This is a genomic window from Micromonospora sp. NPDC047730, from assembly GCF_043204765.1.
In the GTDB taxonomy this organism is placed as follows: domain Bacteria; phylum Actinomycetota; class Actinomycetes; order Mycobacteriales; family Micromonosporaceae; genus Micromonospora.
On the sequence record NZ_JBIDCU010000032.1, the window covers coordinates 23,581 to 42,163 of the forward strand.

The 18,583-nt window shown below is 75.8% G+C and carries 13 protein-coding genes and 4 tRNA genes; 3 read left to right on the top strand and 14 right to left on the bottom strand.

Features of this window, described 5'->3' with window-relative positions; translation table 11 throughout:
- Positions 1-122: 122 nt before the first annotated feature.
- From ACGF5G_RS34380 to ACGF5G_RS34390, 3 genes are all read left to right on the top strand, one after another.
- Positions 123-932 (top strand): SigB/SigF/SigG family RNA polymerase sigma factor, encoded by an 810-nt coding sequence (locus ACGF5G_RS34380; RefSeq protein ID WP_393270876.1) that lies wholly within the window; start codon positions 123-125, stop codon positions 930-932.
- Positions 933-1,282: 350 nt separating this feature from the next.
- Positions 1,283-2,293 (top strand): dTDP-glucose 4,6-dehydratase, encoded by a 1,011-nt coding sequence (gene rfbB / locus ACGF5G_RS34385; protein WP_393270879.1) that lies wholly within the window; start codon positions 1,283-1,285, stop codon positions 2,291-2,293.
- Between the two features lie 199 nt (positions 2,294-2,492).
- Positions 2,493-4,679 carry a heavy metal translocating P-type ATPase gene (locus ACGF5G_RS34390; protein WP_393270881.1) on the top strand — a complete coding sequence of 729 codons (2,187 nt, stop codon included), beginning with the start codon at positions 2,493-2,495 and terminating at the stop codon, positions 4,677-4,679.
- Here the strand turns inward: ACGF5G_RS34390 and ACGF5G_RS34395 are convergent.
- The 14 genes from ACGF5G_RS34395 to ACGF5G_RS34460 form a co-directional block, all read right to left on the bottom strand.
- Positions 4,630-5,307, bottom strand: a complete 678-nt coding sequence (locus ACGF5G_RS34395) for a lysoplasmalogenase (protein WP_393270883.1) — start codon at positions 5,305-5,307, stop codon at positions 4,630-4,632. The two genes, ACGF5G_RS34390 and ACGF5G_RS34395, sit on opposite strands and share 50 nt — an antisense overlap.
- A complete protein-coding gene (locus ACGF5G_RS34400) occupies positions 5,304-6,155 on the bottom strand; it encodes a sterol desaturase family protein (protein WP_393270886.1) in 852 nt (283 codons plus the stop codon). Before ACGF5G_RS34400 ends, ACGF5G_RS34395 begins: the two co-directional genes overlap by 4 nt.
- On the bottom strand, positions 6,152-6,877 hold the full coding sequence (locus ACGF5G_RS34405) for a FadR/GntR family transcriptional regulator (RefSeq protein ID WP_393270888.1): 726 nt from the start codon (positions 6,875-6,877) through the stop codon (positions 6,152-6,154). The genes ACGF5G_RS34400 and ACGF5G_RS34405 overlap by 4 nt, the downstream gene beginning before the upstream one ends.
- Positions 6,878-6,967: 90 nt before the next feature.
- Positions 6,968-8,149: a VWA-like domain-containing protein gene (locus ACGF5G_RS34410; protein ID WP_393270890.1), complete on the bottom strand. Its 1,182-nt coding sequence runs from the start codon at positions 8,147-8,149 to the stop codon at positions 6,968-6,970.
- Entirely contained in the window at positions 8,146-9,327 is a 1,182-nt protein-coding gene (locus ACGF5G_RS34415) for an AAA family ATPase (RefSeq protein WP_393270891.1), read from the bottom strand. Before ACGF5G_RS34415 ends, ACGF5G_RS34410 begins: the two co-directional genes overlap by 4 nt.
- On the bottom strand, positions 9,324-11,183 hold the full coding sequence (locus ACGF5G_RS34420) for an ankyrin repeat domain-containing protein (protein WP_393270894.1): 1,860 nt from the start codon (positions 11,181-11,183) through the stop codon (positions 9,324-9,326). The genes ACGF5G_RS34415 and ACGF5G_RS34420 overlap by 4 nt, the downstream gene beginning before the upstream one ends.
- Entirely contained in the window at positions 11,180-12,316 is a 1,137-nt protein-coding gene (locus ACGF5G_RS34425; RefSeq protein ID WP_393270897.1) for a gala protein, read from the bottom strand. The genes ACGF5G_RS34420 and ACGF5G_RS34425 overlap by 4 nt, the downstream gene beginning before the upstream one ends.
- Positions 12,313-13,689, bottom strand: a complete 1,377-nt coding sequence (locus tag ACGF5G_RS34430) for an SDR family NAD(P)-dependent oxidoreductase (protein ID WP_393270899.1) — start codon at positions 13,687-13,689, stop codon at positions 12,313-12,315. The genes ACGF5G_RS34425 and ACGF5G_RS34430 overlap by 4 nt, the downstream gene beginning before the upstream one ends.
- Positions 13,690-13,715: 26 nt before the next feature.
- Positions 13,716-13,788: transfer RNA gene (locus ACGF5G_RS34435), tRNA-OTHER, on the bottom strand.
- A gap of 96 nt (positions 13,789-13,884) precedes the next feature.
- Positions 13,885-15,474: an ankyrin repeat domain-containing protein gene (locus ACGF5G_RS34440; protein ID WP_393270902.1), complete on the bottom strand. Its 1,590-nt coding sequence runs from the start codon at positions 15,472-15,474 to the stop codon at positions 13,885-13,887.
- 24 nt (positions 15,475-15,498) lie between these two features.
- A tRNA-Ser gene (locus ACGF5G_RS34445) sits at positions 15,499-15,573 on the bottom strand.
- Positions 15,574-15,593: 20 nt separating this feature from the next.
- Positions 15,594-15,670 (bottom strand) — tRNA-Trp (locus ACGF5G_RS34450).
- A 28-nt stretch (positions 15,671-15,698) separates the two neighbouring features.
- Positions 15,699-15,771: transfer RNA gene (locus ACGF5G_RS34455), tRNA-Ala, on the bottom strand.
- 185 nt (positions 15,772-15,956) lie between these two features.
- The gene (locus ACGF5G_RS34460) at positions 15,957-17,450 is read right to left on the bottom strand and encodes a hypothetical protein (RefSeq protein ID WP_393270904.1); all 1,494 of its coding nucleotides are present in this window, start codon (positions 17,448-17,450) and stop codon (positions 15,957-15,959) included.
- Between the last annotated feature and the right edge of the window lie 1,133 nt (positions 17,451-18,583).

Below are 18,583 nucleotides of genomic sequence, written 5' to 3' on the forward strand. Positions count from 1 at the left end.
CCTATTGAGGCTTTCATGCATCAGCCGTTCGGTTGATGTGGCTACAGCCTTTGGTCTAGGGTGGGCTGCACTGCGGTCGACGCCCCGGGTGCCGCCGCGCCGTGCGGGACAGGAAGGCCAACATGATCACCACGACCACCGCGCCGACGACCACCACCGACGCCAGCACCACGGCGGCCGGGGACGAGTCCCGCGCGAGCGAGCTGATCGCCGCCCTCGCCGCCCTGCCCGAGGGGCACCCCGACCGGCCGGCGCTGCGGGAGCGGGCGATCGAGGCGTGGCTGCCGCTGGCCCACCACCTCGCCTACCGCTACAGCGGGCGCGGCGAGCCCACCGGCGACCTGGCCCAGACCGCCGCCCTCGGGCTGATCAAGGCGGTGGACCGGTTCGACGCCTCCCGGGGCGTCGACTTCGCCGGCTTCGCCATCCCGACGATCCTCGGCGAGATCAAGCGCCACTTCCGCGACCGCACCTGGAACATCCGCGTCCCCCGACGGCTGCAGGAGCTGCGGCTGCGCATCTCCGAGGCCAACGGCACCCTCACGCAGACGCTCAACCGGGCCCCGACGGTCGCCGACATCGCCGCCCACCTCGACATCACCGAGGAAGAGGTCCTGGAGGGCCTCGAGGGCGCCCGGGCCTACAACGCCGTCTCCCTGTCCACCCCCATCGGTGACGGCGACAGCGCCACCGAACTGGCCGACACGCTGGGCGCCGAGGACGGCGAGTTCGAGCTGGCGGAGCTGCGGGTGGCCCTCGGCCCGGCGCTCGCCACCCTCGACGAGCGGGAGCAGAAGATCCTCACCCTGCGCTTCTACGGCAACCTCACCCAGAGCGAGATCGCCGCCCGGGTCGGCGTCTCACAGATGCACGTCTCCCGGCTGCTCGCCCGCGCCCTCGGCAAGCTGCGGGGGCAGCTCGCCGACTGCTGAGTCGGGCTTTCCGCCGCACCGGCCTCCATACGTCAGCGAGGGGCCCTTCCGCACGCCTCCGACAGCGGAAGGGCCCCTCGCTGACGCTGCGCGCCGGCGGCCCGCCACCGGGCCCGGGCCGCTTCGGGGCACCGGGCACGCCTGCGACGGCCACCCTCCGCGGCGACGCTGCTGGCATACGGCGCAACGGCCGGCCGTCCGTTCCACCGGGCGGCCGGGCACACTCGTCCGGGTGAACCACCCACGCGGGCCCGCCGACGGCGGGTCGCGTCGCATGGACTGGCCGGACGTCGCCGACGGACCCTCCGGTGCCACCTCGGAGGCCCGCCGGGCGAAGGTAGGAGAGATCAATGAGCACGATTCTCGTGACGGGCGCGGCGGGCTTCATCGGCTCCAACTTCGTCCGCCACTGGCACCGCGCCCACCCGCGCGACCGGGTGGTCGCCTTCGACCTGCTGACGTACTCCGGCACGCTGGCCAACCTCGCGGACCTCGGTGACGCGGTCACCTTCGTCCAGGGCGACATCCGGGACGAGCCGGCCGTGGCGCGGGCGCTGCGCGAGCACGGGGTCGACGTCGTGGTCAACTTCGCCGCCGAGTCGCACAACTCCCGCGCGGTGCTGGGCCCGACGGCCTTCTTCGAGACGAACGTGCTCGGCCCGGTCGCCCTGATGGAGGCCGTCCGGCGGATCGGCCGCGACGGCATCCGCTTCCACCAGATCTCCACCTGCGAGGTGTACGGGGACATGGCGCTGGACGACCCCGGCGCCTTCACGGAGGACTCGCCCTACCTGCCGCGTACCCCGTACAACGCGGCGAAGGCCGGGGGCGACCACGCCGTGCGGGCCTTCGGGCACACCTACGGGATCCCCTTCACGATCACCACCTGCTCCAACAACTACGGCCCGTACCAGTTCCCGGAGAAGGTGATCCCCCTGTTCGTCACGCACGCGTTGCGGGGCATGCCGCTGCCGGTCTACGCCTCCAGCCGCAACCGCCGGGAGTGGCTGCACGTGGCCGACCACTGCCGCGCGGTCGAGGCGGTGCTGCTGCACGGCCGGCTGGGGGAGACGTACAACGTGGGCAGCGGCGTCGAGGTCGACGTCGAGACGCTCGCCGACGCCGTGCTGGGGGAGTTGGGTCTCGGCGCGGAGCTGAAGCGACGGGTGCCCGACCGGCCCTCGCACGACCGGCGCTACCTGCTCGACTCCGGCAAGCTGCGCCGTGAACTGGCCTGGGAGCCGAGGATCGGGTTCGGCGACGGGCTGAAGGCGACGATCGCCTGGTACCGGGAGCACGAGAGCTGGTGGCGGCCGCTGCTCGACCGCGTACAGGTGGCGGAGGAGACCGCGTGGCGGTGAGCCGGCGCTGAACCCGTCCGCCGGGCGGCGCGCGGCCCGGCCTCCCGCCGATCGCGGTGATCCCCGGCCGGGTGAACCCTGGTTCTCCTACAGTGGTTCGTGCGTCCGGTCGCACGCGGGCCGCCCGCCCCGGCGCCGAACGCGGTGGCGGCGGCCGGTGGGCCCGGGCCCGGTGTGGCCGCGGGAACGGGGGTTCGGGTTGTTCGCACGGGCGTTCCGCCCGCACCGTGACGCGGCCCGTTCGCCGGGCGGCCACGGCCAGGGCCACGACCGAGCCGCGCACGGCGGGCCCGACGACCACGGCGGGCCCGGCCGGCACGGCGGATCCGGCGAGCAGGCGGGGCACGGCGGGCACGACAAGCACGCCGGTCACGACCCGGAGCAGTTCCGCCGCAAGTTCTGGCTGTGCCTCGCCCTCACCGTGCCGATCGTGCTGACCAGTCACATGGTGCTGGACTGGTTCGGCTACGCCCTGGACTTCCCCGGCAGGAGCTGGGTGGGCCCGGTCCTCGGCTCGGTGGTCTTCCTCTACGGCGGCTGGCCGTTCCTGGTGGGCGCCGTACGGGAGGTCCGCGACCGCGCCCCGGGGATGATGCTGCTGGTCTCGATGGCGATCACGGTCGCGTACGCCGCGTCGCTGGCGACCAGCCTCGGCGCGTTCGACCTGGACTTCTGGTGGGAGCTGGCGGCGCTGGTGACGATCATGTTGTTGGGGCACTGGCAGGAGATGAAGGCGATCGGCCAGGCGCAGGGCGCCCTCGCCGCGCTGGCGGCGTTGCTGCCCGACGACGCCGAACGGCTCGACGGCGGCACCCCGCACCGCGTGCCGCTGGCCGAGCTGCGGGTGGGTGACGTGGTGCTGGTCCGTTCCGGTGGCCGGGTGCCGGCCGACGGCTCGATCGTCGACGGCTCCGCCGAGTTGGACGAGTCGATGATCACGGGGGAGTCGCGGCCGGTGCCGCGCGGCGTGGGGGACCGGGTGGTGGCCGGCACGGTGGCCACCGACTCCGCGTTGCGGGTCCGGGTCGACGCGGTCGGCGAGGACACGGCGCTGGCCGGCATCGGCCGGCTCGTCGCCCAGGCTCAGGCGTCCAGTGGCCGGGCGCAGGTCCTGGCTGACCGGTTCGCCGCGATGCTCTTCTACGTCGCGACCGCCGCCGCGTTGGTCACCTTCGCCGCCTGGTGGGCGCTGGACGACCCGGTCCAGTCCGTGGTCCGGTCGGTGACGGTGTTGGTGATCGCCTGCCCGCACGCCCTCGGGCTGGCCATTCCGCTGGTGATCGCGTTGTCCACCGCGGTGTCGGCCAAGGCCGGCATCCTGGTCAAGGACCGCCTCGCGTTGGAGCGGATGCGCACCGTCGACGCGGTGCTGTTCGACAAGACCGGCACCCTGACCAAGGGCGCCCACACCGTCACCGCCACGGCCGCCGCCAGCGGCACCACCGAGGACGAGGTGCTGCGGATCGCCGGCGCGGTCGAGGCTGACAGCGAACACCCCCTGGCCAAGGCTCTGGTCAAGGTCGCGCAGGACCGGGGGCTGCGGGCGACCGCCCGGGACTTCCGGTCCCTGCCCGGCCGGGGGGTCCGGGCCGTCGTCGACGGCACCACCTGGGCGGTCGGCGGCCCCGCCCTGGTGCGCGAGGTCGGGGCGGCCGTGCCGGACGACCTCGCCACCGTGACCCGGGGCTGGTCGTCACGCGGTGCGGCGGTGCTGCACCTCGTCCGGCTGCCCGCCGACGGGCGACCCGAGGCGGTGGGCGCCTTCGCCCTGGAGGACGAGGTCCGCCCGGAGGCCCGCGCGGCCATCGCCGAACTACGCGAGCACGGCGTACGGACGATCGCGATGATCACCGGCGACGCCCGGCCGGTCGCCGAGGCGGTCGCCGCTGACCTGGGCTTCCGGCCGGGCGTCGACGAGGTCTTCGCCGAGGTGCTACCCGCCGACAAGGACCGGGCCGTCGCCGACCTGCAGGCCCGCGGGCTGACCGTCGCGATGGTCGGCGACGGGGTCAACGACGCCCCGGCCCTGGCCCGCGCCGACGTCGGCCTGGCCATCGGCGCCGGCACCGACGTCGCCATCGAGTCCGCGGGGGTCATCCTGGCCTCCTCCGACCCGCGCGGCGTCATCGGCGTGCTCCGGCTGTCCCGCGCGTCGTACCGGAAGATGATCCAGAACCTGGCCTGGGCCGCCGGCTACAACGTGGTGGCGATCCCGCTGGCCGCCGGCGTCCTGGCCTGGGCCGGGGTCGCGCTCAGCCCGGCCGTCGCGGCGGTGCTGATGTCCGCCTCCACCGTCGTGGTGGCGGTCAACGCGCAACTGCTGCGCCGGGTGCGGCTCACCCCCGGACAACCGGCCGTCGGGAGGGCGGCACGGCCGGGGCGGTGACCGCCGGTGCGCGGTCGCCGGCGCCGCGCGTGCGGCCGGTCGCCTCGGCCCATCCGGCGGTGATGAGCAGCAGGGCCGCGATGTAGGTGGTCATCACGGCCAGGCTGTGGCCGGGCAGCGTGGTGCCCGCGGCGTCCAGCCCGATCAGCAGGTCGGAGACGAGGAACAACGCCCCGCCCACGGCCACCCGACGGGAGACGCCGGTCGCGGCGGCGGCCATCAGGCTGAGCGCGAGGCTGTAGCCGAGGACCGGCAGCCGCAGCGGGCCGAGGGCGTTCCACAGCGCGACGTTGGCCGCCGCCCAGCAGACGAGGTAGCCGACGACCGCCGCGACGGGCGGCCGCCGGTGCCGCAGGAAGGCAGTCAGGAAGCCGACCTGGGCGCCGAGGAAGCACCCCATGCCGACGAGGAACGCGGTACGGCCGGAGAGCAGCAGCGCGACGTCCCCGGCGGTGGCGAAGACCAGCCCGACGGTGACCCCGTCGACGCGCCGGCGCGCCCGCAGCAGGTACGCCAGCAGCACCGGCGCGAGCAGGGGCTTGGCCAGCCACTGTAGGGCGGTCACGTCGGCCGCGACGCCGATCAGTTCGACGGCGGCCACCACGCCGAACGGCCAGAGCCGCCTCATCGGACGGCGACCGGCTGCGTGTGCGGGACGGGCTGCCAGCCGGGCCGGCCGAGCACGTAGCCGAGCCGGTGCCGCCAGGACGAGGCGGCCCGCGCATCTGCCCAGATGGCCCGGTACTCGTGGGTCGCCACCCGCAGCGGGTTGTACGTGCCGATGTTCTTCGTCAGGCCGTACCGGACGGCGGCGCGCTCCGGCTCGAAGGTGCCGAACAGCCGGTCCCAGACGATCAGGATGCCGCCGTAGTTGCGGTCCAGGTACTCGGCGTTGGCGCCGTGGTGGACCCGGTGGTGCGACGGCGTGTTGAAGACCCACTCGACGGGGCGGGGCAGCACGGTGATCCGCTCGGTGTGCAGGAAGAACTGGTACAGCAGGCTGACCGACTGCTGGAGGAAGATCATCCACGGCGGGATGCCGAGCAGCGCCAGCCCGAGCCAGAACGGGATCGACGTTATCGGCGTCCAGCTCTGCCGCAGCGCGGTCGAGAGGTTGAAGAAGACGCTGGAGTGGTGCACCACGTGCCCGGCCCAGAGCAGCCGCACCTCGTGGTGGGACCGGTGGAACCAGTAGTAGGCCAGGTCGTCGGCGAAGAACAGCAGGACCCAGGTCCAGACGCTGGTGGGGGAGAGCTGGATCGGCGCGACCGTGTACGCGGCGGCGTAGAGGCCGATCGTCAGCAGCTTCCACGGCACGCCGATGACCTGGCTGCCGGCGCCCATGGTCAGGCTGGTGGCGGTGTCGCGCAGTTCGTACCCGCGCTCGTCGTCGTCGGGCGCGAAGCGGTAGGAGAGTGCCTCGACGGCGATGAGGAGCAGGAACGCCGGTACGGCGTAGAGCACGGCGGGGATCATGCCCGGGCTTCCCTTCTCGACGGTGCGGCGGGGGTGGTGAGGGGGGCGGTGAGCAGGGCGCGTGCCTCGCGGGCGGCGTCGGAGGCCCGGCCGGTGACGATGGCGTCGGCGAGCCGGCGGTGGCCTGCGACGTCGAGCAGTTCCGCGGCGCGCCGCTCCGGTGGCACCTCGCCGACGGCGAGCGCGCCGGCCACCAGGCTGTTGAAGGCCAGCAGGTAGGCGGTGTTGCCGGAGCCGGCGACGATGTGCCGCCAGAGCACGATGGTCGCCTCGCCCATCCCGGCCAGGTCCGGCGCGAGCCCCGCGTACTCCTCGACGGCCCGCGGGATCGCGGCCCGGGCCGCCGGGTCGCCGCGCTCGGCGCAGAGCCGGGCCGCGTCGACCCCGACGCAGGCCCGCATCTCCAGCATGTCCCGGACGAGGGTGTCGACCGGGAGGGTGTCGTGGAAGCGGGTGAGCGAGAGCGCGAGGTCGAGCCCGGCGTGCACCCGCCAGTCCAGCACCCGGGTCGCGCCGCCCTGGCTGACCCGGACCAGCCCGAGCTGCTGCAACCGGCGCAGCGCCTCGCGGACGGCGTGCCGGTTGACCCCGAAGGTGGCGGCCAGCTCCCGCTCCCCGGGCAGGGCGTCGTCGGGGCGGTAGGAGCCGCTGACGATCGCGTCGCGGATCTGGCCGAAGACGTGGTCGGAGACGGAGGAGCGGGGGACGGGGGCGAAGTCCATGCCGAGGAGTGTGGCGCAGCGCACATCAACCCGTCAACTGGTTGGACCAGCTCGGCTTGCGGCCGTGCCGGCGCGCGGGACCGGGCCGGGTCAGTCGTCGATCGTGACGCTGGTGATCCAGGACGGCGGCAGCGGCGCGCCCGCCCCGATCAGCCCCGCGACGACCCGGGTGGCCTCGAGCGGCGCCGCCGGCCACGGCGTCAACCCGTCGGTCAGCACCACCACGATGTGCGGTCGGTCGCGCAGCGCGGCCTCGATCCCGACCCGCATGTCGGTGCCGCCGCCCCCGGCCAGCCGCACCTCGCCGACGGTGTGCACCCGCCGTACGACGTGCACGGCCGCGTCGCAGGAGAGCACGGTGACCCGGTTGCCGCCGACGCCGACCGCCCGGAGCACCCCGGCGACCTCGGCGAGCGCCGCGGCGAGCTGCGACTCGCCCATCGACCCCGACGTGTCCACCACGACCGCCACCCGGGGCACCGGTCGGCGCAGGCTGGGCAGCACCACCCCGCGGGTCGCCGCGGCACGTCGGGAGGGCCGGTGGTAGGTGTAGTCGACCGCGCCGCCGGCCCAGGCGGCCGCCTCGCGTACCGCGCCGGTGAGCGCCCGCCGCCAGTCCACCCGGGGTTCGAGCAGCTGGGCGGCCCAGCGTTCCCACCCGGCCGGGACGGTGCCCCGGGAGCGGACGTGCGCGCGGACCGCGTGGGCCGTCTCCCGGCGGATCGCCCCCGCCTCCACCGTGCTGACGCCGCCCGCGCCGTCGCGCTCCCACGGCCGGTCGACGCCGTGCGCCCCCGATCCGCAGTCGTGCGGCCCGGCCGCGCACACCTGCGGCGGCAGCAGCGGCAGGTACGCCTCGAACAGCAGGCCCGCCGGCAGCCCGAAGGTCTTCGGCTCGATCCGGTCCGGCGGCAGCGGCAGCCGGTCGGCCACCAGGTCGTCGTTGATCTCGCAGTCCTGCGCGACGTTGACCCGGTGGTGGTCGCGCCGCTGCCCGACGGGGAGCCGGTCGGCCCGGCCGTGGTGGTCGCGGAGCAGGTGGGCCACCTCGTGGATCCACACCGCCGCTATCTGGGCCACGGGCAGCCGGTCGACGAACCCCGGCGAGACGTAGCAGCGCCAGTGCCGGTCGACGCCCATGGTCGGCACGTCCGGCGACTCCACCACCGTGACGCTGTAGAGCGCGGTGGCCAGGTAGGGACGGTCCTGCGCCGCCCGGAACCGGGCGGCGAGCAGCTTCGTGCGGTCCAGCCGGCCGCCGCCGGCACTCATCCGGCCAGGCGTCCCGACAACCGCAGCACGTCCGCGAAGGCGTGGATGGCCGGCGGCACCGGCCACGAGGTGTCGCGCAGCGCCGCCAGGTCCATCGCGGCGCGCGCCGCGACGTCCGGCACGCCCGCCTCGACCGCCTTGCCCAGCACCACCCAGCCGGCCTCCCAGCGGGACCGGTCGACCTTCGCCTGCACCGCGGAGATCACAGCGGTGAGGAACGCCAACTGCCGGTCGCCCCGCTCCGGCAGCCGGAACGCCGCCGGGTCGGCGAGCACCCGCTCCGGGTCGGGCAGGTCCAGGTTCTCCAGGTAGGTGACGAACTCCAACCCCGCGCCGTCGCCCACGGCGCCGATCACCGCCAGCGCCAGCGCCTCCGCCCCGGTCCCCGCCGCGTGATGGACGGTGAGCAGCCGCAGCACCATCTCCCAGGTGCGCGGCGACGGCCACGCGCCGCCGCGGGCCTCGGCGTCGGCGGGCAGGTGGTGGGTCAGCCCCGGCCGGGCGGTGAGGAAACCCGCGATCGCGCCGCGCGCCCTGGCCAGCGCCGTAGCGGTGCGCCCGGGCCGGACCTCCGGCACGGTCACCGCCGGCCACGTGCCGGCCAGCCCCCGCGCGACCGTGCGCGCGTCGTGCGTCCAGTGCAGGTGCACGAACCGGTTCGCCAGCGGCGGGGCGAGGTGCCAGCCGTCCGCCGCGCTGGTCGGCGGGTTCGCGGCCGCCACGATCCGCACCGACGCCGGCAGCGCGAGGCTGCCGACCCGACGCTCCAGCACCACCCGCAACAGCGCCGCCTGCACCGCCGGCGGCGCGGAGGAGAGCTCGTCGAAGAAGAGCAAGCCCGATCCGGTACGCGCCAGCCGGACCGCCCAGTCCGGCGGAGCCATCGGCACCCCGTCGGTGGCCGGGGAGTCCCCGACGATCGGCAACCCGGCGAAGTCCGACGGCTCGTGCACGCTGGCGATGACCGTCTCCAGCGGCAGGCCCAACCCGTCGGCGAGCTGCTGGAGGGTAGCTGACTTGCCGATGCCCGGCTCGCCCCACAGCAGCACCGGCAGGTTCGCCGACACCGCCAGGGCCAGCGCCTCGACCTTCGGGTCGGCGGCCGGCTCCGTCCGCCACGCGCGGGTGGCGGCGACGAGGTCGTCGGCGGCGGCCAGCGCCGGCACGGCCGCCGTCATCCGTCGACCCATTCCGCCAGCACGTCCCGGATCCGGAACACCGGCTGCACGTCCTCGCCCTCGTCGTCGTACATGCTCGCCTTCCCCTCCGCCAGGTCGCGGGGGCTGTAGTCGTCCTCGTCGGGGGCGTCCGGGTCGGCGCCGGCGGCCAGCAGCGCGCGGACCAGCTCCGGGCTGCCGCCGTCGCCGACGGCCACGTGCAGCGCCGTACGGCCCCGACGGTCCCCGGCCCCGATCGGCACGCCGGCGTCGAGCAGCCGCCGGACCAGCGAGACGTCCTCCACCGCGCGCAGGTGGTGCAGCAGAGTGCCGCCCCGGCCGTCGCCCATCCTCGGGTCGAGCCCCGCGTCCAGCAGCGCGGCCAACGTCGCCGCGCCGCCGTGCTGGATCCGCAGCAGCACGTCGCGCCGCAGCTCGCGCAGGGGCCGGGGCAGCCGGCCGGTCCCGCCGCGCCACGCCTGCACGGCGGCGAAGCAGCCCGCCGACTGCCCGCCGAGGGCGCGCAGCAGCTCCTCCCCGGCGACCTCCTCGGCGGTGTGCGACACCGGGTCGAGCCGGCCGTCGCCGTGGACGAGGAGGTGCCACCCGCCCCCGCACCGCACCGGCACCTCCACCCGCAGACCGGCCACCCCCGGCCGCGCCGTTCCGGCCCGCGTCGTGATGTCCACGCCCGCGTCGAGCCGGTCCACCGTTGTCTCCGGCTGTTCGGCGTGCGCCGTCTCGCCCTGCGCGGTCTCCGAGGTGGCCGTCCCCGGCCGTGCCGTCCCGCCCCGCGCCGCGCGCAGGAGTACCGCCGGCACCGGTGGGCTGTCTCCCGGTGACGAGGCGCCGTCCGGCGTGGCCGGTGCCGACGGGAACAGAGCCCGGCGCACGAGGGGGTGCAGCTCGGCGGGGCGGAGCAGGCCGTGCCGCAGCAGGTCCAGGTCGGCGGGTCGCTCGTGGACCACGCCGGCGAAGCGGGGACGGGTGAAGTGCTCCCGCTCGTACCCGACGAACGCGGCGGCCGGCGTGCCGTCGCCCCGCCGGTGCACCTCGGCCACCGGCCGCCCCCCGGACCAGATCATGACCCGGTCGACGCCGTAGCGGTCCTCCAGCCGGGCCAGCTCGGCGTCCAGCCCGAGCGGGACCAGGCAGCCGCGGGCGGCGCTCGCGACCTCGCGGTTGAGGTAGTAGGTCTCCGGGGCCTCCGGGTCGAGGTCGACCCCGGCCGCCGCCCACGCCTCGACCAGCTCGCCACCGGCGACCAGCCGGTCGAAGACCTCGGCCCGGCTCGGTGGGGCGCCCGGGTCGACCACCATCGCGTACGACCCGAACGGCCGGACCGTGCCGTCGGCCGCCAAGCCGGGCAGCCGGCCCGGCGAGCCGCCGTACGCGCCGGCGAGCCCGTCGACGTGCGCGGCGCTCCAGTACACCGGCGGCAGGTCCTGCCGGGGGTAGCCCTCGCACAGTGTGGGGCGGACGGTCAGCCGCAGCCGCTGCGACCCGTCGACCGTCTTCGGCGTGTCCACCGTCAGCGCGACGTCGCGGTCGTCGAACCGCCCGTCCCCGGCGGACAGCACGAACCGTTGGTGGGTGGCGACGCTGGTGCGGCCGCCGAGCACGCGCGGCAGGTGCCAGCGCAGCAGGTCCGGGGCGAGCACGCCGAGGTCCGCCTCGATCCGGTCGGCACGGGCCCGGCCGTGCTCCCGGGCCACCTCGGCCAGGTCGAACGCCACGTCCACGCGTCCGGCCGCGCAGGCGGCCCGCCAGTCACCTGCCTCCCGGGCCGCGGCGCACGCCTCGACCATCGCGGCCGGCACGGCGTACCGCCGGACGCGCTGCCAGGTGCGGATCTCGTCGACGACGGGCGGGTTCACCGGTAGACGCTCGCGATCGCCCGGATGTCCTCGTGCGGCGCGGTGACCGGCCGCTCGGCGAGCAGGGCCGAGGCCCGGCGACGCTGTCGGCGCGGCACGCCCCCGTTGATGCCCAGGTACTCCAGCGTCGGGTGGCCCTCGACGGCCTCGACGAGCCGCTTCGCGCCCCGCCCCCCGACCTCCGTACGCCGCAGGTCCAGCCGGCGCAGCCGGGCGGCGGGCAGCGCGTCGGCGAGCGCCGCCGCACCCTCGTCGCCGACCACGTTGCCGCGCGCCCCGAGAGCCCGCTCCGAAGGCGGCCGGGCCAGGTCCAGCGCCCGCCAGGCGCCCAGGTGCCGGGCCAGCGCGGTCACCCCGGCCGGGGTGATCCCGTTGCCGCCCAGACCGAGCGTCACCTCCACCCCGTCGGCCAGTTCGGCGAGGGCGGCGGCGCCGGCGTCCCCGAGGTGGTTCGCCGCCAGGTAGAGCTCCCGGACCCCGGCGGCGTGGACCAGCGCGCCGAGCACCGGCACCGCGTCCGGGCCGAAGCCGTTGCCGCCGAGGAAGAGCCGCTGCACCGGCTGCTCCCGGTCGGCCAGCGCCTCGGCCAGGGCGGCCAGCCCGCGTACGCTCATCCCGACGTTGACCAGGTCCAGCGTGCGGATGGTGGAGTTCACCGCGAGCGCGGCGGCGAGCCGCCGGACGCCCTCGTCGCCGACCGGGTTGCGCTTGAGCCACAGCGCCCGCACCGTGTGGTCGCCGGCCAGCCGGGCGGCGAGCGCGTCGACCCCGGCCGGGTCGATCCGGTTGCAGCCCAGGTAGAGCGTCTCGAGGTGGTGCCCCGGGCGCAGCGCCTCGGCGACCGCCCGGGCGCCCTCCGCGCCGAGGCCGTTGGTGCCCAGCAGCAGGTGCCGCACCAGCGGCGAGTCGACCGCGGCGGCCACGATCCGGGCGGTCTGCGCCGGGCCGACGCCCTGCTTGCACAGGTCGAGCCGGCCGTCGGGCTGCACCGTGCCGCGCGGGAACTCCTCGGGCGCGACCACCGCGTCCGGCACGGAGAGGCGGACCAGCAGCGGGTCGAAGTCGGCCGGGTCGGCGAGCCCGGTGTCGGGGTCGGCGATGGCCGGGCACCGCACCGGCGTGGGATCGGTCACCAGGGCACGCTCCGGTAGTCCTTGAGGAACTGGCCGCTCACCGGCGCGCCGCGGACGCCCCGGACGATCGGGTCGTAGACCCGGGCGGCGCCGTCGACCACGTCGAGCGGCGGCCGGAACCCGAGGTCACGCTGGGCGGTCTTGCCGGGGTGCGGCCGCTCGTCGGTGACCCAGCCGGTGTCCACACTGTTCATGTGGATGCCGCTGGTCAGGTAGTCGGGGGCGACCGTGCGGACCAGCATGTTCAGCGACGCCTTGGCCATGTTGGTGTGCGGGTGCCGGGTGGTCTTGCCGGAGCGGCTGTAGCTGCCCTCCATCGCCGAGACCTGCACGACGTGCCGCTGCGGATGGGCGGCCGCCTGCATCAGCGGGCGCAGCCGGGAGGTGAGCAGGAAGGGCGCGAAGGCGTTGACCACGTGCACCTGCAACCACTCGTGCGGGCTCACGTCGGCGTCGCTGAGCACCCACGAGTTGACCTCGCGCAGGTCGAGCGGCTGGCCCGTCTCGTCGACCTGCCCGGCCGGGAAGAACGCGTCCAGCCCGGCGGGCAGCCGCCGCGCCGTGGTGGCGGCGGGCGCGGCGCCGATCGCGATCCGCGCCGCCGGCCCCTCCAGCGCCGTCGACTCGGCCGCCCGGACCTCCCGGTGGTACGCCTCCGGCCGGTACAGCGTCTGCGCCGCGTTGTTGACCAGGATGTCCAGCCCGGCGAAGCGCCGGCCGACCAGCGTGACGAAGTCGAGCGTGCCGGCCAGGTCGAGCAGGTCCAGCCCGTGCACGTAGAGCCGGTCGGCCCAGTCGTCCGCGTCCGGCACGGCGGCGAAACGGCGGGCGGCGTCCCGGGGGAACCGGGTCGTCACGATCACGTCGGCGCCGTCGCGGAGCAGCTTGAGCGCGGTGTGGAAGCCGATCTTCACCCGGCCGCCGGTCACCACGGCGGTGCGGCCGGTCAGGTCGCAGCGGGCGTGCCGCCGCTCGCGGTTCTCCGCCGCGCACGGCGGGCACATCTGGTGGTAGTCGACGTCGACCCGGCGGTAGGGCAGCTTGCACACATAGCAGTGCCGCTCCCGACGCAACGACCCGCGTTCTGCCGCGTCGTGGCCGGCGCCGCCCCGGCCCGGGTCGGCGGGCCGGTCGGAGACGGGCGGGGCGACGTCGGGGATCTCGGTGTGGAAGCGGGTGGCGCCGGCCAGCAGCGCCCGGTCCGCCGCCCGGGTCGCGGCGTCCCGGCGGGCCTTGGCGCGCTTCTTCACCCCCCGATGGGCGGCCGTGACCGCCCGCTCCAACTCCTGCCGCGTCGCCTCGTCGAGGTCGGCGTCGTCGAGCCGGGCCAGGACGGCCAGGCAGGCCGCCAACTCGGCGCGGTCGACGGACACGGTGCTCCTTCGCGAAGGGGTGGCGGCGAGACCGGCCGGATTCGAACCGGCGTCCTCCAGCTTGCTGTCAAGGCGCGTCGACCTCTGCGCTACGGCCTCGCCGCGCGGGAGCATACCGAAGGCCACCGACAAACCGCCGGCTACCGTCGCGTCGGCTTCCGTCGCGTCAGCTTCCGCGCGTCGACTACCGTCGCATCAGTTTCGGCGCGTCAGCTTCCGCGCGGCGGCGAGCAGCCCGGCGGGGGTGCGGCCCTGCGCGTCCCCGGCGTCCGGGTCGGCGCCGGCCGCGAGCAGAGCCGCCATCACCTCGGTGTCCAGTGCGACCGCGGCGGCGTGCAGCGGGGTGCGGCCGTCCCGGTCGCGTTCGTCGACGTCGAGACCGGCGGCGGCGAGCGCCGGCAGCATCCTCGCGTGGTCCAGGTGGGACAGCCAGTGCAGCAGGGTGCCGCCCGTGCCGTCGCGCAGCCCTGGGTCGAGGCCGTCGGCGAGCAGGGCGAGCAGACCGTCGGTGTCGCCGTGCAACGCGCGGGCGAAGACGTCCTGCCGGAGCCTGCGGATCTCCTTCGGCACCGGTCTCGCCCCGGTACGCCAGGCCCGCACCGCCGCAGCACAGCCCAGGAGCGGGCCGCCCAGCCCGGCGAGCAGGAACTCCCGGCGCAGTTCCTCGTCGCTGTGGTGCGGGGTGACGAGGCGCCCGTCGGCGGGGCGGACGACGTGCCAGTCGGGCCCGCACCGGATCCGGATCGGCGTGGGTGGCGCCGGTGCCGCGGCCCGCCACGCCTGCGTCCGACCCGGGAACAACGCCTCGTGCACCAGCGGGTGCAGCTCGTCCGGCGTCAGGTCGCCCCGGCGCAGCAGCGCCACGTCCGTCGGCCCCGGCATCCCGAAGGCGCACGGCCCGACGGCGGGATCGCGCCAGCTCGCCCTGCGGACGGTCGGTCGGCCGTCGGCGGCGACCTCGACGGCGAGCCGACGGTCCACGCTGACCTGTGTCGTCGCCCCGTAGCGGTGGGCGAGGCGGCGGGCCTCGTCGGCGAGTACGGGCAGCGCCGGCGCGTGGGCGGCGAGCGGGGCCGCGAACCAGGCGGCGTGCTGCCGGGCCTCGTCGGGGTCGACGGTGAACCCGGCCGCCTCGTACGCCGCCACCGGCCGTCCCGCCGACAGCAGCGCGGCGAGGGCTTCCACCTCCGCGGCCCGGTCGCCGGTGAGCGCCGGCCCACCCGTGCCGCCGGACGGGTACGGGTGGCCGTCGGGCGAGTGCCAGGCGAGCCGGGCGGCCGAGGCGCCGTACGCCCAACGGCGCGCGCCGACCGCCGCCGCGTCCCAGCACCAGCCCGGCAGGTCGTGCCACCGGGGCGGCAGGCGCCGGCTGTCGGTGACCCGCAGCCCGATCCGCTGCGGGGCGCGGTCGGTGAACGGCAGCGTCGCCACCAGCAGCGGAACGCCCGAGTCGGACGGCTCGGTGCCCGTCGGGACCGGGCCGGGCAGCCGGGTCAGCACGACGACGGCCCGCGGCAGGAGGGCCAGCGAGTCGGTGCGGGGCAGGAAGCGGCGCAGCAGGTCCGGGGCGAGGCCGCGCAGCTCGCCCTCGATCCGGGCGGCCTCGCCGCCGCCGTACCGGGAGGCCACGTCCGGCAGGTCGATGTGCGCGTCGACCAACGCCGCCCGGCACGCGCCCCGCCAGTCTCCGGCGCGACGGCGGGCGGTGGCGGCGGCGACCATGCCCGGCGGCGAGGCGTACCGCAGGAGCCGCAGCTGCCGCTCCCGCTCGCGTCGGCGCTCCATGTCGGCGTCCCCGTTCCCGTCGGGAGCGGGCCGGCCGGGATCGAACCGGCGTCCTCCCGAGTAGCAGTCGGGCGCGACGACCGCTGCGCTACGACCCGCTCGCCGGGGAGTGTAGGGGGTGCGGACCGGCCGGATTCGAACCGGCGTCCTCCCGGTTTTGGAGACCGGGCGCGACGACCGCTGCGCTACGGCCCGCACGGATCGGGCGGGACGACGCCCGGGCGGCGGACGGGCCGGAATCGAACCGGCGTCCTCCTCCCTGCCAAGGAGACGCGACGACCTCTGCGCTACCGCCCGCCGCGAGCGAGTGTAGGGCACCGTTGGGGGCGACCTCGCTGGGCAACGAGTCTTGGTCGGTGGCGCCGCCCAGCCGCTGTGCGCCCACGGGGACACGCTCGCCCGCGACCTGACCAGCGGGTGCCGGAGCGTCCCCGGCCCGCCGGGCCCGACGCCGGCCAGGGGCTCCAGCACGTCGTGCCGCGTCAGCCCGGGGCGACCACCGACTCCGCCGGCGGCTGCGCCACGGTGCCGCCCGGGGACCGCCCCTCCTCGCCGGCCGCTGCCCGCCCCGCGTCGCCGGCCGGGTTTCCCGCCGCGCCGCCGGCCCCGCCCGCCCCGGCCTCGACGCCGCCCGCCGCGTAGCCGGCCCCGCCGCCCACGGCCTCGACGGCGGATGCCGCCGGCCGGTCACCGCGGGCGCGGGCGCCGACCTGCGGGTACTCGGCGGTCTCCGCGCCACCCGTGGCCGCCGCCATGACCGCCGCCGCGGCCAGGTCCGCCACCCGCTTCGCCTCCCGCTTCACCCGGGCACGGACCTCCTTGGCGTGCTGCTCGGCGGAATCCGCGGCCCGGCGCACCTCGTCGAGCCGGTGCAGCTCGTCGGCCAGCTCCTGCCGGGTCTCGGCGAGGCGCTGCTGCAGGTCGGTGAACTCCCGCTCGGCGCTGGCGCTGTCCTGCCGTGCCTGGGCGAGTTGTTGCTGCGCAGTCTCCAGCTCGGACTGCAACCGGGCCAGCGCCTCCCGCCGGTCCCGGAGGCCCTGCTGCGCCGCGGCGAGCTGCTGCTGGTGGGCCGCGGCCTGCTCGTCGGCGCGCTGGCGGAACGTGGCCGCGTACTGCTGCGCCTCGGCGATCAGCGTCGCGATCTCCTGCTCGGCCGCCGTGCGCTGGCCGGCCAGCTCCCGCTCCGCCGCCGCGCGCTGCTCGGTGACCTCCTGCTCGGCGGCGGACCGCCGTTCGTTGATCTCCCGCTCCACGCTGGCCTGCCACTGGCCCAGCTCCTGCTGGGTCTTCGCGCGCGCCGCCTGCACTTCCTGCTGGATCTGGGTACGGGCCGCGGTCAGGAACGCCTCGGCCTCGGCGCGGGACTGTTCGAGCTGCTGGGCGCTCTGCTCGTCGATCCGCTTGGCCTCCTGGAGCGCGTGGTCGTGGGCCGCCTCGCCGGCCGCCCGCAGGCGCTCCGCCGCCTCGCGGATCCGGGCCAGCTCGGCCTGGGCGTTGGCGCGGCGTTCCTCGTGTTCCTGCTCGTCCTGGGCGCGCCGGGCCTCCGCCTCCTCCGCCAGCTCCCGCAGCGTCGTGGCGGCGTGCTCCCGGGCCTCGGTGAGCGCCCGCTCCGCTTCGGCCCGCAGCTCGGCAGCCTCCTGACCGGCGGCGTCGGTGATCACCCCGGCCTGCTTCTCCGCCAGGGCCAGGATCTGGTCGACCATCGGCCCCAGGTCACGGAATGACGCCCGGTCCGGCTGCGCCGGCCGCTCGCGCAGCTCGGCGACTTCCGCGTGCAGCCGGTGCAGCTCCGCGGTCAGCTCCCGCAGCTGGCCCGAGGCCCGCTCCCGCTCGGCGGCCAGCGCCGACCGCTCGCCGTCGACCTGTTCGACGTACCGGTCGACCTGTCGTTTGTCGTAGCCCCGCAGTGCGAGGTCAAAGCTCGGCCGCGAGGTCGCGTCCTCGCGTGCCGCGAACGGCTCCTCGCCGTGGGACATGCACCCTCCTCCGTACGATCGCGAGCGCCACACCGGCGGGGAGTCCGCGCCACGGGCCGTGATGTGGCGCCACGCTACCGCCGCCGCACAGGCCCGTGGAACGGGGTGACCCCCGCCCGGCCGCCCCGCGGGACGGATCGTGCCGGCCGCGGAGCCCTCGTAGGTGTCGACTACTTCCGGGTGATGTCCACGCGGCGTACAGGCAGGTGACGCCAACGCGTCTGGTGTGGACGCGCGTCAGGCGGGCCGGCTAACGGTGCCCGGGCGTAGTAGGCGTCGGGGCGCTGCCAGGCCGCGACCGGCGCGATGCCGGTGACGACATCCGCGCGGCCCGGCCCCGACCGTCGGTCGGCTCGCGAGGCCGCCGAGCCGAGAGCTGGAAGCCGACCTGGGACGCCCGCCCGTCGCCGCAGGGGGGGGCGGCGGCCTCACGGTGTTCGGCGGTGGACAGTGCCGGCGGCGGCCAGCTCACGGTGTTCGGCGGTGGACAGTGCCGGCGGCTGCTCCGGCAGCAGGTCGGCCGCCGGTGGCGAGGCAGCCCAGAGCGATCGGCAGCCGGGTGTGCGGCGGGGTGCAGACCACCATCAAGTCCGGCCCCCCCCGCCCACAGCATCTCCCCATGGCCGGCCTGGACTGGCGTACGGCCTGCCGACCGCCTCGATCGCGGGTCGGAAGGCTGTGGTCCCGGATGTGACGCGCGACGCCGACCGCCGATTTGACGATCTTCCCGCGGGACGCGTAGTTTTCTCTCTGCCAGCGCGGAACGGACGAAACGGGCGAAAGTCCTGGAGGCCGGAGCGCGGGAACAACCCCCAGCTCGGATGGGTTAGCACTCATCGGAACCTGGACCGGGCGGTGCCCCGGATTCGCCGCGAGGCGGATTTGGCGAGGCGAAACCGACCGGGTATGGTTGACGACCGGCAGGGCACCGGGCGAGCTTGCGGGAGACCGTGGCGGCCGGCCTGCTGAATCCATGATCGGTCCGGCGAAATCCGGCTTCGTTCGTGGTGCCCGGAAATTGGGTTGAAGTGGTGCGGGTCGCGACAGAGCGGTTTGACACGGCGGAAACCGCCGGGTAACGTAGTAAAAGTGCCCGGCGCGAGAGCGGCGGGGATGTGAACGAAATGCCCCGG

Bases quoted from the DNA above. Each gene is read 5' to 3' on its own strand.
- ACGF5G_RS34380 (WP_393270876.1), top strand. From the start codon at position 123: ATGATCACCACGACCACCGCGCCGACGACCACCACCGACGCCAGCACC.
- rfbB (WP_393270879.1), top strand. From the start codon at position 1,283: ATGAGCACGATTCTCGTGACGGGCGCGGCGGGCTTCATCGGCTCCAAC.
- ACGF5G_RS34395 (WP_393270883.1), bottom strand. From the start codon at position 5,307: ATGAGGCGGCTCTGGCCGTTCGGCGTGGTGGCCGCCGTCGAACTGATC.
- ACGF5G_RS34400 (WP_393270886.1), bottom strand. From the start codon at position 6,155: ATGATCCCCGCCGTGCTCTACGCCGTACCGGCGTTCCTGCTCCTCATC.
- ACGF5G_RS34405 (WP_393270888.1), bottom strand. From the start codon at position 6,877: ATGGACTTCGCCCCCGTCCCCCGCTCCTCCGTCTCCGACCACGTCTTC.
- ACGF5G_RS34410 (WP_393270890.1), bottom strand. From the start codon at position 8,149: ATGAGTGCCGGCGGCGGCCGGCTGGACCGCACGAAGCTGCTCGCCGCC.
- ACGF5G_RS34415 (WP_393270891.1), bottom strand. From the start codon at position 9,327: ATGACGGCGGCCGTGCCGGCGCTGGCCGCCGCCGACGACCTCGTCGCC.
- ACGF5G_RS34440 (WP_393270902.1), bottom strand. From the start codon at position 15,474: ATGGAGCGCCGACGCGAGCGGGAGCGGCAGCTGCGGCTCCTGCGGTAC.
- ACGF5G_RS34460 (WP_393270904.1), bottom strand. From the start codon at position 17,450: ATGTCCCACGGCGAGGAGCCGTTCGCGGCACGCGAGGACGCGACCTCG.